The following is a 13,183-nucleotide window of genomic DNA, read 5'->3' as shown; positions in this document are numbered from 1 at the left end:
TTGTCACTCTTCGGTGACCCTTGGGGGCCTTTTTTCCTTGCGGCGCAACGGTGCCAGGGCACTGGTCGGGGGGCACACCGGTCGTGAGCCGTCTCACACGTTCGGGGGCGCCCCCTCGATCGGGCGTCCGAGCACACCGGGCCGCCGCTGCCACGGCCGAGGTCCCGCGGGCGCCCGGTAGCCCACCCCGAGGGCGTCGAGGCGCGCGTAGTGGGCGCTCATCCGCCGCTCGAAACCGGCGAAGTCCCGTTCCGCGGGGGCCGGCAGGCTGCTCCAGGCGACCTCCGCGAGAGCGGCGAGCCGCGGGAACGCCTGGTAGTCCACGCGCGCGGGGTCCTCCATCACCTCGGTCCACACGTTGGCCTGCGTGCCCAGCACGTGCCGCGCCTCGGCCTCGGTGAGCTGCGGCGGAACCGGCTCGAAGCGGTAGACGTCCTCCAGGGTGCGCACGTAGGCGATGGGCACCGGCTCGTCCTCGCCCGCGGCCTGGCGGTAGTCCAGATACACGTGCTGCTCGGGACACATGACGACGTCGTGGCCCGCGCGCGCGGCCGTCACGCCGCCCTGGTACCCGCGCCACGACGACACCGCGGCGCCCGGCGCGAGACCGCCCTCCAGGATCTCGTCCCAGCCGATCAGCCGACGCCCGCGCTCGGAGAGCCAGTTGTCGAAGTGCCGGATGAACCAGGACTGCAACGCGTCCTCGTCGGCGAGCCCGAGTTCCTTGATGCGCGCCTGCGCCGTGGCCGACCGCTTCCACTGGTCCTTGGCGCACTCGTCGCCGCCGATGTGGAAGAAGCCCGAGAACTCCGGGAAGCGCGCGGGGTCCGCCGGGAAGAGGTCGAGGAGTTCCTCGAAGACCCCCTCGTAGAAGCGCAGGGTGTTGTCAGTGGGGGCGAGTACGTTTTTGGAGACGCCCCAGTTGTCCCAGACGGTCAGGGAGGTCGTGTCGATGACGTCGGTGTTGCCCAGTTCCGGATACGCGGCGATGGCGGCCTGCGAGTGGCCGGGGATGTCGATTTCGGGGACGACGGCGATATGCCGCTCGGCCGCGTACGCGACGATCTCGCGGATGTCGTCCTGGGTGTAGAAGCCTCCGTGCGGCTTCTCCTCCCACAACGGTGAGGCCCGGTGGCCGAATTTGGTGCGGGCCCGCCAGGACCCGACCTCCGTCAGCCTCGGGTAACGGTTGATCTGGACACGCCATCCCTGGTCGTCGGTGAGATGGAAGTGGAAGACGTTGAGTTTGTGCGCGGCCAGCAGGTCGAGGTAGCGCAGGACGCCTTCCTTGGGCATGAAGTGCCGGGAGACGTCGAGCATGAGACCGCGCCAGCGGAATCGCGGTGCGTCCTCGATCACCCGGTGCGCGATTTCGTACGACGTGCGCGGACGGACCGGGGCGCGGCGAAAGGCGTCGGGGCCGAGCAGTTGACGCAGCGTCTGCGCACCCCAGAAGACCCCGGCCGCGTCGCCGCCCCGGATCTCGACTCCGTCGTCGCCGGCGACGAGCTTGTAGGCCTCCGGTTCCAGACGGTCGTCGAGGAGCAGCCGTACGCCGCCGGGAGCGTCCTGCGTCCCAGGTCGCAGCGGTAGTCCGAGTGCCGCGCCGAGCGCCGAGCGCAGCCAGCGTTCGGTGGTGTCCGTGCCGGGCGCGGCCCACAGGGTGGTGGCCGCGTCCAGCGCGAACGCCCCGCGCGCGGCGCTCTCGACGACGCGGGGCGCCGGAATCAGACCCGTATCCATCATGTCCATCAGTCCTTTACCGCCATGTCCATCAGTCCTTTACCGCTCCGCCGAGGCCGGAGACGAGTCGTCGCTGTACGAGTACGAAGAAGATCAGCACCGGAATCGTCATGACCGTGGAGGCGGCCATGACACCGCCCCGGTCGGGCTCGTCCGGCTTGTAGAAGACGAAGGGCCATCGGCAGGGTGGACCGCCAGGTGTCGCTGATGATGAAGGACTTGGCGAACAGGAAGTCGTTCCAGGCCGAGATGAGGGAAAGCACGCCGGCGGCCACGAGCCAGGGGAGGACGAGCGGGAAAAGGATCTGCCGGAGGAATCGCGCGCGGCTCGCACCGTCGATGTACGCGGCCTCCTCCAGCGCGTCCGGAACGGTCTTGACGAAACCCCGCAGCATCCGGATCGCGAAGGGCAGCGAGAAGGCGATGTGCGGCACGATCAGGGAGCCCAGGGTGTTCAGCCGGCCGAAGTCCCGCATGAGGAAGAACAGCGGGATCGTCAGGGCCTCGACGGGCACCATCCGGCCCACCAGGAACATGATCAGCAGGGTGGTCCGGAATCGGAAGCGGAATCAGGTCACCGCTGTCGCCGCGAGAAACGCGATGAGCGCCGAGGCCACCACCAGGGAGCCCGCCACGAGAAGGCCGTTGAGGAAGTACCGGCCGAATTCCCGCTGCCCGAGGACGCGCCGGAAGGATTCCAGGGCGGCCCGCTGACGTGACGTCGGTGCAGGTCGGCAGGAAGCCCATCGCGTCGAAGAGTTCGCCCTGGGCCTTCTTGGGCGCCGACCGCTCCATCAGGTCGAGGGCGAGCGTGCGGTGCGAGGTGCTCCTCAGGACGCCGATGCTGTTGCCGGACGCGAACGAGGTCACCGTGTCGTTGCCGCCCATGCCCGCGCACTTGGCGGCGGGACAGTTCGCGTCCCCGAAGAGCGCGGCGGTGTCCGCCCGTTCGGCCCGGGTCCTCGGGACGTCGAGGCCCAGTTCTTCGAAGACGTCCGTGCGGTAGTGGAGCGCGCGGACGCCGACGAAGTAGGGGGCGCCGTAGATTCTCCCGTCCACCGTCACCGACTACCGGGCCGTCGGGTCGGTGTCCGAGGCGACCGTCCGGGCCGCGAGGGGTGTGAGGGCAGAGAGCTTCATCGAGCGTCCTCCGGTGAGGGTGCGTTGCAGCATGCGCAATGGCAGTTTTGCTCTGCACAACACTCCGGAGGCTAAGGAGTACAGGAACATGCCCACAAGAGGTCTCAACCACTCTGTGACCACGGGACGCACTCCGTGCAACGCTCAGCCCTCGGCGACCTCCCACGAGGCCTTCGCGGGTCGCCGCGGGTCGCCGCGGGGCACGGCCGGCCCCGGATACGACAAGGCCGCGACGCCCCTCGCCCAGGGGTGTCGCGGCCGTGCTCGGTCCACGCGGCGTACTGCGCCGGGAGAAGCCTCGGCGTTACTTCTTGTCGCCGCCCTTGCCCTGGTCGCCACCGGCGCCCATGGACTCGAAGATCTCCTTGCACATGGGGCACACGGGGTACTTCTTCGGGTCGCGGCCCGGTACCCACACCTTGCCGCACAGCGCCACGACGGGCGTGCCGTCCAGCGCGCTCGCCATGATCTTGTCCTTCTGGACGTAATGGGCGAAGCGCTCGTGGTCCCCGTCGCCGTGCGACACCTGCGGCGTCGGCTCTACGAGGGTCCCCGTCCCCGTGCCTCGCTGGGGCTGGGTCTCAGGCTCAAGAGTGCTCATGGAGCCAAGGGTACTGGGGGTCACGGCCATCAGATGAGGGAAGGGTCGCGCGCCCGTCCGGGGCCGGTGCGACCGTCAGTTCAGGGAGGGGTCGTCGGGGTAGGTCGCCACCATCGCCAGCTCGCTGCGCTGGCGGCGCAGGACCTCGCGCCACAGGCGCTCCGGCGACGGGGAGGAGACGTCTCCCGGTTCGGACTCGACGACGTACCAGGCTCCCTCGACCAGTTCGTTCTCCAGCTGGCCGGGGCCCCAGCCCGCGTATCCGGCGAAGATGCGCAGGGAGCCGAGGGCCGAGGCGAGGAGCTCGGGCGGGGCCTCCAGATCGATCAGACCGATCGCTCCGTGCACCCGCCGCCAGCCGAGTGGCGCGCGCTCACCGGCCGCGCCGCCCGGGACGACCGCCACCCCCAGCGCCGAGTCCAGCGAGACCGGACCGCCCTGGAAGACGACACCCGGTTCCCCGGCCAGGCCGGCCCAGGCTTCCAGGATGTCCCCGACGCCCACCGGGGTCGGACGGTTGAGGACGACACCGAGGGAGCCCTCCTCGTCGTGGTCGAGGAGCAGCACCACCGCGCGATCGAAGTTCGGGTCCGCCAGGGCGGGCGTGGCCACGAGCAGCCGCCCTGTGAGCGAGGACACCTCGGTCATGCCAGACATGATCCCGCACATTCCCTTCATGTGGGGACCCAATACCCGTACGGGAGTGAATGCAGCTCAGGGCGCAACGAGGCGTTGCCCGCGCACACCGGGACCGGTGACCCCGTGTGCCCGATTCGGAACGGTTCGTGTTGTGTCCAAGCTATGACGCACCTGAGTCCTCCGCAGGCTTCCTACGCCGGGGTGGGCGGCCATTACCCTTGCTGTTCGGCTCCCGTACGACCGGCCTGCCGACGACCCACACCTGCCCAACTCATCGGAACGCGAGATACATGACCGTCAACGACGATGTCCTGCTTGTCCATGGCGGAACCCCGCTTGAGGGCGAGATCCGTGTCCGCGGTGCGAAGAACCTCGTACCGAAAGCCATGGTCGCCGCCCTGCTGGGCAGCGGGCCGAGCCGGCTGCGCAATGTCCCCGACATCCGCGACGTGCGTGTCGTACGCGGGCTGCTGCAGTTGCACGGTGTGACCGTCCGTCCGGGTGAGGAGCCCGGCGAGCTGGTCCTCGATCCCTCCCACGTCGAGAGCGCGAACGTCGCTGACATCGATGCCCACGCGGGCTCGTCGCGCATCCCGATCCTCTTCTGCGGCCCGCTGCTGCACCGGCTGGGCCACGCCTTCATCCCGGGGCTCGGCGGCTGCGACATCGGCGGCCGGCCGATCGACTTCCACTTCGAGGTGCTGCGGCAGTTCGGCGCGAAGATCGAGAAGCGGGAGGACGGCCAGTACCTGGAGGCCCCGCAGCGGCTGCGCGGCACCAAGATCCAGCTGCCGTACCCGTCCGTGGGCGCGACCGAACAGGTGCTGCTGACCGCGGTGCTCGCGGAGGGCGTCACGGAACTCTCGAACGCGGCCGTGGAGCCGGAGATCGAGGACCTGATCTGCGTCCTGCAGAAGATGGGTGCCATCATCGCGATGGACACCGACCGGACGATCCGCATCACCGGTGTGGACACGCTCGGCGGCTACACCCACGCGGCCCTCCCCGACCGCCTGGAAGCCGCCTCCTGGGCTTCCGCGGCCCTGGCGACCGAAGGCAACATCTACGTCCGCGGCGCCCAGCAGCGGTCGATGATGACGTTCCTGAACACCTACCGCAAGGTGGGCGGCGCCTTCGAGATCGACGACGAGGGCATCCGCTTCTGGCACCCGGGCGGCCAGCTCAAGTCCATCGCCCTGGAGACGGACGTCCACCCCGGCTTCCAGACGGACTGGCAGCAGCCGCTGGTCGTCGCGCTGACGCAGGCCACCGGCCTGTCCATCATCCACGAGACGGTGTACGAGTCCCGGCTGGGCTTCACCTCCGCGCTGAACCAGATGGGCGCTCACATCCAGCTCTACCGCGAGTGCCTCGGCGGCTCCAGCTGCCGCTTCGGCCAGCGCAACTTCCTGCACTCCGCGGTCGTTTCGGGCCCGACGAAGCTCCAGGGCGCCGACCTGGTCATCCCCGACCTGCGCGGCGGCTTCTCGTACCTCATCGCGGCGCTGGCGGCGCAGGGCACGTCCCGCGTCCACGGCATCGATCTCATCAACCGCGGCTACGAGAACTTCATGGACAAGCTCGTCGAGCTGGGCGCGAAGGTCGAACTGCCGGGCAAGGCACTGGGCTGACGCCGGCCTCTCCGCTCCGGCCCGGGCAGCGTCTTTCCGGCTGGGGGTCCGGGGGTTATCCCCCGGGTGGACACAGCATGGACAAGCTCGTCGAGCTGGGCGCGAAGGTCGAACTGCCGGGCAAGGCACTGGGCTGACGCTCGAACTGCCGGGCAAGGCGCTCGGCCGGTCGCGCGGCGGACGCACGTACGACGATGGGGCGGCCCCCCTGAAAGGGGCCGCCCCATTGGCGTTGCTGTGCCTGGTACGCGTCCCGCGCCCGCGGGAACGTACCGGCCGGCCTTACTTGCCCTTGGCGGCTTCCTTGAGCTTGCTGCCCGCGGAGACCTTCACGCTGTAGCCGGCCGGGATCTGGATCGGGTCGCCGGTCTGCGGGTTGCGCGCGGTGCGAGCGGCACGGTGGGTGCGCTCGAAGGTCAGGAAGCCGGGGATGGTGACCTTCTCGTCGCCCTTGGCGACGATCTCGCCGACGGTCTCGGCGAAAGCGGCCAGAACGGCGTCGGCGTCCTTGCGGGTCACCTCGGCGCGGTCGGCCAGCGCGGCCACCAGCTCACTGCGGTTCATGTTGTTACTCCCGTGTTCTTCTTGCTGTTGAGGCGTGCCACGCGGCGGAGCCGCATATCGGGCACAGTGAAGCCGATGCTGCCAGGGTCCTCGGTCGGCCCCCGGACCCGGGTCCGTAGCCAGACCGTCGCGCCCGAAGACGCATCCTGCCCCCACCTGCGGCGGGAAAGCCAATCCGGCACCCCTGGGAGTCAAACGAACACCCTTGGGGGTCACACGGATAGGCCTGCGAGGCCTGAGCCTGGCCGCCACCCTAGAGGCGGCCACTGGCCCCGCGTTCCGCGACGCGCCGGGTTCCAGGCGGTCGTGGCGCCCGTCACAGGCGTGACGACGACCGTTCTCACGCGGTCGTGCGCCCCGGCTCGACCCGTACTACACGGTCGCGTTGGCCGCTTCCGCCGCCCCCGCCGCCTTCGCGGCGTCACGCACCGCTCCGGCGACCGCGCCCGCGACCTTGTCGTTGAAGACGCTGGGGATGATGTAGTTCGGGTTGAGCTCGTCCTCCGTCACCACGTTCGCGAGCGCGGTCGCGGCGGCGAGCATCATCTCCGTGTTGACGGTACGCGACTGGGCGTCCAGGAGGCCACGGAAGACGCCCGGGAAGACCAGGACGTTGTTGATCTGGTTGGGGAAGTCGGAGCGGCCGGTGGCCACAACTGCCGCCGTCTGGCGGGCGATTGCCGGTTCGACCTCGGGGTCGGGGTTCGCGAGCGCGAACACGATGGCGTTCTCGGCCATCGCGGCCACGTCATCGCCGTCGATCACGTTCGGGGCGGAGACGCCGATGAACACGTCGGCGTCGCGCACCGCCTCCTTCAACGTGCCCGTGAGGCCTTCGGGGTTGGTGTTGTCCGCGATCCAGCGCAGCGGCGAGTCCGCGGCGGCCTCGACGAGGTCGGCGCGGTCCGCGTGCACCACGCCGTGGATGTCGGCGACGACGGCGTTCTTCACACCTGCCGCGATGAGCAGCTTGAGGATGGCCGTACCGGCCGCGCCCGCACCGGACATGACGACCCTGATGTCGCCGATCGCCTTGCCCGCGACACGAAGTGCGTTGGTCAGGGCGGCGAGCACGACGATCGCCGTGCCGTGCTGGTCGTCGTGGAAGACGGGGATGTCGAGGGCCTCGCGCAGCCGGGCCTCGATCTCGAAGCAGCGCGGCGCGGAGATGTCCTCCAGGTTGATGCCCGCGAAGCCGGGGGCGATCGCCTTCACGATCTCGACGATCGCGTCGGTGTCCTGGGTGTCCAGGCACAGCGGCCAGGCGTCGATGCCGGCGAACCGCTTGAAGAGGGCCGCCTTGCCCTCCATGACGGGCAGCGCGGCCATCGGGCCGATGTTGCCGAGGCCCAGCACGGCGGAGCCGTCCGTCACGACCGCAACGGAATTGCGCTTGATGGTGAGGCGGCGGGCGTCCTCGGGGTTCTCGGCGATCGCCATGCACACCCGGGCCACACCCGGGGTGTAGATCATGGAGAGGTCGTCACGGTTGCGGATCGGGTGCTTGGACTGCATCTCGATCTTGCCGCCGAGGTGCATGAGGAACGTACGGTCGGACACCTTGCCGAGGGTCACGCCCTCGATGTCACGCAGCTGCTCGACGATCTCGTCGGCGTGCGAGGTGGAGGTCGCCGCGATGGTGACGTCGATCCGGAGCTTCTCGTGGCCGGAGGCGGTCACGTCGAGGCCGGTCACCGAGCCTCCGTGGGACTCGACGGCCGTGGTGAGCTGCGAGACCGCGGTTCCGCTCGCGGGCACCTCCAGCCGGACCGTCATCGAGTAGGAGACGCTGGGCGCCGTTGCCATGGCCGACTTCCTCTGCTTTCACCGTGTCACTGCTTTGTGCCGTCCGATCGTCGCACCTACCCCTGGGTACGGGGTAGTCGCCCCTGATTGCGAACGTTTTGTTCACGGGGCGCCTGCGGTTTCGGAAAATGGATTCCACTCTACGAGAAGTGTTCGGGCAACGAAAGAGGCCCACGTCACAGGGTGACGTGGGCCTCTTCAGGTCCTTCGGTGAAGGACGACGTTCAATGACACCGACCCGCCATGCTCGCCTCGCGGCAAGTGGTCGCTCGTAGCGACGAAGGTTGGGCCCGGGGGCTTGGATCGGGCCGGTGCCACGTCAAAGGTAACAAACGATCCTCGTAAGGCAATTCCCGTCCCCAGAGTTCTTTTCCGCGGGACGGGGCGGCCGGGGCACGGACGGGGAAGGGGACCGGGTCAGTCCCGCAGGAGATCGGGGACTCCGTTCGCGTCGGGGTCGTCGCGGTCGCTGGAGACGACGGTGAGCTGCTGCGTGGCCCGGGTCAGGGCGACGTACAGGACACGCAGTCCGGCGGGCGACTCGTCCGCGATCTCCGCGGGCGATACGACCACCGTCGCGTCGTACTCCAGTCCCTTGGCCTCCAGGCTTCCGAGGGCCACCACACGGTCCCCGAGCCCGGCGAGCCAGCGCGCGGCCTCCTCGCGCCGGTTCATGGCGACGACGACCCCCACGGTGCCGTCGACGCGGTCCAGGAGGTGGGCCGCCTCGGCGCGCACGGTCTGGGCGAGGGAGTCCCGCACGACCGCGAACCGCGGTTCGACACCCGTCGACCGTACGGCGGACGGCGACTGCGAGCCCGGCATCGCCAGGGCGAGGACCTTGGCGGCCAGCTCGGCGATCTCGGCCGGGTTGCGGTAGTTGACCGTGAGGGTGAAACGGCGCCGGGGCCGGGTGCCGAGAGCCTCGTCACGGGCCTCGGCCGCCTCGTCGGGGTCGGACCACGAGGACTGGGCCGGGTCGCCCACGACCGTCCAGGTGGCGTGCCGACCGCGCCGGCCGACCATCCGCCACTGCATGGGCGTGAGGTCCTGCGCCTCGTCGACGATGACGTGCGCGTACTCGGTCCGCTCCTGCGCCAGCCGCTCGGCGCGCTCGCGCTGCGTCTCCTCGCGGTGGGGCATCAGCTCCTCAAGACCGGTGAGGTGGTCCAGCGGATCCAGATCGCGCCGCTTCTTCGGCCGGGCGGGCGTCCCGACGATCGCCTCGAGCTCGTCGAGCATCGCCACGTCGTGCACGGAGAACCCGTCCCGCTTCAGCGAGCGCGCCACCCGGCGGACCTCGCCGGGGTTGAGGATCCGGCGCGCCCAGCGCCCGAGCCGCCGCTCGTCGGCCATGGCCGTCAGCACCCCGCGCGGGGTCAGCTCCGGCCACCAGGCGTCCAGGAAGGCCAGGAAGCTGTCCTCCAGGGTGACGTCCTCGTCGAAGGAGGACCGCAGCTCGGCGGCCAGCTCCGGGTCGGTGTGCCGGGTCCCGGCACCCGACTTCGCCCACAGCGCGTCGAGCAGCAGCCTGCGTGCGCGCGGCCGCAGCAGGTTGACCGGCGCGGTCCCGCTGAGCGCGTTGTTCTTGATGCGGTTCAGCTCGGCGGACTCCAGCTCCAGCCGGCGTCCGAAGGCGACGACCCGCAGGCGGGTGGGAGGACCGGCGGGGGCCGTGTCGGGCTCCCCGAGAGCGAGCTGGCCGGAGGCGTTCCCGGCCGCACCGGCCGGCGCCTCCAGCGCCCCGCGTGCCGCCTTCCGCAGCACCTTCAGCATCCGGTGCGAGCCCTTGGCGCGGGCCACCGCCGGGGAGTCGTACAGCGTGGCGCCCACGCCGTCGACGAGCGAGCCGATCGCACGGATCGCGACCTGGCCCTCCTCGCCGAGCGAGGGCAGCACGCCCTCGGTGTAGGCGACGAGCAGCGGGGTCGGGGAGACGATCAGGATGCCGCCCGCGTACCGGCGGCGGTCCTGGTAGAGGAGGTAGGCGGCCCGGTGCAGGGCCACCGCCGTCTTGCCGGTGCCGGGCCCGCCCTCGACGTAGGTCACGGACGCGGCGGGCGCGCGGATCACCATGTCCTGCTCGGCCTGGATGGACGCCACGATGTCCCGCATGGTGTGACTGCGGGCCTGTCCGAGCGCGGCCATGAGCGCGCCGTCGCCGATGACGGGGAGCTCACGGCCGTCCAGGGAGGCCTTCACCTCCGGGCGCATCAGGTCGTCCTCGACGCCGAGGACCCTGCGGCCCTTGGAGCGGATGACCCGGCGGCGTACGACTCGACCGGGGTCGACCGGGGTGGAGCGGTAGAACGGGGCAGCGGCGGGCGCCCGCCAGTCGATGACCAGCGGCGCGTAGTCGGCGTCCAGGACGCCGATACGGCCGATGTGGAGCGTCTCCGCGATGTCGGCCGTGTTGTCCTCGCGGACCGCGCCCTCGGCGGCTTCCACCGCCGTGTAGGCGCCGTCGGGACCCTTCTTGCCGTCCTTCCCGCGGAGCAGGTCGATCCGGCCGAAGAGAAAGTCCTCGAACTCGTTGTTCAGACGGTTGAGGTGGATTCCCGCACGGAACACCTGGGCGTCCCGCTCCGCGAGCGCCCCCGGCGTCCCGACGTGACCGCGCTGGGCGGCGTCGTGCATGAGGAACTCGGCCTCGTGGATCTTCTCCTCGAGGCGCCGGTAGACCCGGTCGAGATGTTCCTGTTCGACACCGATCTCACTGTCCCGTACGGAGTCGTCCTTGACGGAGTTCTCCGGTACGGATGAGTGGACCGAGCCGAGCGCAGTTTCCTGCTGAGCCTGTGCGGCCACCGGGCCCCCTTCTGACGTGCTGGGCAGCCGTCAACCGTACGCGAAGGGAGGCCCGACAGGCTACGTGCGCGCCCGGGGTTCGCTCACGCGTCCACCTCGACCAGCCGCTTCCCGTCGAAGGTCATGACCTCGAAGTGGTCGATCTGGTTCGGCGTGAAGGCCGCGCCGCCGTGCACGTAGAGGGGCTGCTTGGCCTCCTCGGTCTTGGCGTTGGGGATGCCGTAGCCCCACTTCGGGACCGCCCAGGAGGTCACCGTCTCGCGCTCGCCGTTCTTGCCGACGGCGATCAGGGAGCACTTGAGCGGACCCGTCACGTTCTTGAGCTGGAGGACCGCGTGGGTGCCCCAGTCCTTCGGCTCGACGGCGACGACGGCGTTGACCTTGGTGCTCGCGTCCGTGGCCTCCGTCTTGTCGGTCATGACCTCGAAGGCGGCCTTGGCGGGACTGGTGGGGTGCGCCTGCGGGGGGTTCGTCCCGCCGTCGCCGCCGCCGTTGACGGCCATGACGGTCAGCGGACCGCCGATGATCAGCGCGGCCGCGGCCGCCACCAGGTACATGCCGCGCCGGCGCTTCTGGGCGCGCCGCGCCGAGACCTCGTCGACCAGCCGCTCCGCGAGCCGTGGGCTCGGGCGGGCCGAGAGGGACTCGCCGATGGCCGGGCTGCCCTGCGAGGCGGGCAGGTCCGCGAGCGCGGCGAGCATCGGCTCCATCCCGGCGAGCTCGTCGAGCTGCTGGGCGCACCACTCGCAGGTGGCGAGGTGCTCCTCGAAGGCTGTCGCCTCGGCGTCGTCGAGAATGCCGAGGGCGTAGGCGCCGACCGTCTCGTGGATGTCGCCGGACCCCTGCTGTCCGCGTGGACCTTGCATGGCTCCCGGCCCACCTGTTCCGTAACCCCCGTACGTGTTCATGCCGTCACCCCCCGCTCCTCCAGCGCCAGCTTCATCGAACGCAGGGCGTAGAACACCCGTGAGCGCACGGTGCCGCTGGGAATGCCGAGCGTTTCGGCCGCCTCATTGACGGTACGCCCTTTGAAGTATGTTTCGACCAGTACTTCCCTGTGAGCAGGGGTCAGGTCGTCCAGCGCGTCCGACAGTGTCATCAGCCACAACGCCTTGTCGATCTCGTCCTCCGCGGGGATGACCTCCAGCGGCGACGGGTCGACCTCCTGCGGCCGGGCCTGCCGACTGCGGTGGCCGTCGATGACGATGCGTCGGGCGACCGTCACCAGCCAGGGGCGTACCGAACCGGTCGCTCGATTGAGCTGACCGGCGTTCTTCCAGGCACGGATGAGTGTTTCCTGCACAACGTCTTCGGCGCGCTGCCGGTCTCCGGCGACCAGGCGCAACACATAGGCCAGCAACGGCCCCGCGTGCTCCCGGTACAGCGCACGCATCAGCTCCTCGTCGGGTTCTGTCGACGAGGACTGCTGAGACATGCGATGTCGGGCCCTTGGCCTGTGTTCATCAGCCACGGCTGAATCCTTGCGCACGCCTACCTCCGGTGTCCGGGGGTTCCCCCAGTCGGTCGCTCATCACCGGGTACGTGTGTTGGTACGCGGGTGTTCAAAGTGTTCAGGATTTTTTCTGTTGAAGATGTGTAGACACCGAAAAGAATGCGTATCGATCACCTCACGTCACTGGCCCCTCACGGACGGGTGTGGTCAGGCGCGCGCCAGAGCCGCCCGCCGCCGGTGCCGGGCCACTCTCTCCCGGTTGCCGCACACCTCGCTGGAACACCAGCGCCGACGCCGGCCCCGCGAGGTGTCGAGGTAGACGATCGGGCAGTTGTCTCCCTCGCACTGTCGCAGACTAGCCCTCGCCGGCGGGTCGGTGAGCAGGTCGAGGGCGTCCCGGGCGACCACGGAGAGCAGTTCGGCGCAGCGCGGCGGGGTGTGCGGGGCGCGCCGCAGCGAGCCGTCGACGGCGCGGACGGCCCGGAGCGCGGGCGGTGCGGCGAGGGCGACGGCGTTGACGCGGGCGAGCGCGCTGTCGGCGGGCCGCGCGTCCAGCTCGCCGCGCACCAACTGGGCGATATGTCCGCGCAGTTCCCGGAAGCCGAGCAGCCACGCCGTGTCCACGGCGGTCAGCGGGGTTCCCGCGGGCACCAGCCCGGACGCGCTGACCCAGGCACCCAACTGGGCGGCCGAGTCGAGGCGTTCCTCGGGATGGGTGGTCGCCGTCAGATCCAGGCAGATCCGCCCGGAGTCGAACCGCAGCTCGTACGAGGCTGTGGCCATGCCCGATGCCATGCG

The 13,183-nt window shown here is 70.0% G+C and carries 10 protein-coding genes and 2 pseudogenes; 1 reads left to right on the top strand and 11 read right to left on the bottom strand.

The window, feature by feature from the left end:
- Window positions 1-93: 93 nt before the first annotated feature.
- From ACFWBT_RS12355 to ACFWBT_RS12335, 5 genes and pseudogenes are all read right to left on the bottom strand, one after another.
- Window positions 94-1,752, bottom strand: coding sequence for a beta-N-acetylhexosaminidase (locus ACFWBT_RS12355; RefSeq protein WP_385698658.1), 1,659 nt, complete (start codon window positions 1,750-1,752; stop codon window positions 94-96).
- A 22-nt stretch (window positions 1,753-1,774) separates the two neighbouring features.
- Window positions 1,775-2,447 (bottom strand): annotated as a pseudogene (locus ACFWBT_RS12350) (carbohydrate ABC transporter permease); the annotation flags it as partial.
- A pseudogene (locus ACFWBT_RS12345) lies at window positions 2,380-2,841 on the bottom strand (extracellular solute-binding protein); the annotation flags it as partial. The pseudogenes ACFWBT_RS12350 and ACFWBT_RS12345, both read right to left, overlap by 68 nt.
- Before the next feature lie 346 nt (window positions 2,842-3,187).
- Window positions 3,188-3,484, bottom strand: coding sequence for a DUF3039 domain-containing protein (locus ACFWBT_RS12340; RefSeq protein ID WP_103554931.1), 297 nt, complete (start codon window positions 3,482-3,484; stop codon window positions 3,188-3,190).
- Between the two features lie 75 nt (window positions 3,485-3,559).
- Window positions 3,560-4,132 (bottom strand): YqgE/AlgH family protein, encoded by a 573-nt coding sequence (locus ACFWBT_RS12335; protein ID WP_385698655.1) that lies wholly within the window; start codon window positions 4,130-4,132, stop codon window positions 3,560-3,562.
- A gap of 281 nt (window positions 4,133-4,413) precedes the next feature.
- Here ACFWBT_RS12335 and murA point away from each other — a divergent pair, with 281 nt between their 5' ends.
- Complete coding sequence (gene murA, locus ACFWBT_RS12330; RefSeq protein WP_356748052.1) at window positions 4,414-5,754, top strand: UDP-N-acetylglucosamine 1-carboxyvinyltransferase; 1,341 nt, start codon at window positions 4,414-4,416, stop codon at window positions 5,752-5,754.
- Between the two features lie 282 nt (window positions 5,755-6,036).
- Here murA and ACFWBT_RS12325 read toward each other — a convergent pair whose 3' ends face one another.
- The 6 genes from ACFWBT_RS12325 to ACFWBT_RS12300 form a co-directional block, all read right to left on the bottom strand.
- Entirely contained in the window at window positions 6,037-6,318 is a 282-nt protein-coding gene (locus ACFWBT_RS12325) for an HU family DNA-binding protein (RefSeq protein WP_007382399.1), read from the bottom strand.
- Between the two features lie 372 nt (window positions 6,319-6,690).
- Window positions 6,691-8,124 carry an NAD-dependent malic enzyme gene (locus ACFWBT_RS12320; protein WP_385698651.1) on the bottom strand — a complete coding sequence of 478 codons (1,434 nt, stop codon included), beginning with the start codon at window positions 8,122-8,124 and terminating at the stop codon, window positions 6,691-6,693.
- Between the two features lie 417 nt (window positions 8,125-8,541).
- On the bottom strand, window positions 8,542-10,932 hold the full coding sequence (locus tag ACFWBT_RS12315) for a HelD family protein (protein WP_385698649.1): 2,391 nt from the start codon (window positions 10,930-10,932) through the stop codon (window positions 8,542-8,544).
- 83 nt (window positions 10,933-11,015) lie between these two features.
- On the bottom strand, window positions 11,016-11,798 hold the full coding sequence (locus ACFWBT_RS12310; RefSeq protein ID WP_385698646.1) for an anti-sigma factor family protein: 783 nt from the start codon (window positions 11,796-11,798) through the stop codon (window positions 11,016-11,018).
- A 38-nt stretch (window positions 11,799-11,836) separates the two neighbouring features.
- Window positions 11,837-12,367, bottom strand: a complete 531-nt coding sequence (locus tag ACFWBT_RS12305; RefSeq protein WP_037619265.1) for a sigma-70 family RNA polymerase sigma factor — start codon at window positions 12,365-12,367, stop codon at window positions 11,837-11,839.
- A gap of 225 nt (window positions 12,368-12,592) precedes the next feature.
- Entirely contained in the window at window positions 12,593-13,180 is a 588-nt protein-coding gene (locus ACFWBT_RS12300) for a CGNR zinc finger domain-containing protein (protein WP_385698643.1), read from the bottom strand.
- Window positions 13,181-13,183: the final 3 nt, after the last annotated feature.

The sequence above is a fragment of the Streptomyces sp. NPDC060027 genome, from assembly GCF_042737005.1.
In the GTDB taxonomy this organism is placed as follows: domain Bacteria; phylum Actinomycetota; class Actinomycetes; order Streptomycetales; family Streptomycetaceae; genus Streptomyces.
The sequence above is the reverse complement of the archived record's forward strand: the minus strand, read 5'-3'. Positions and strand labels throughout refer to the sequence as shown.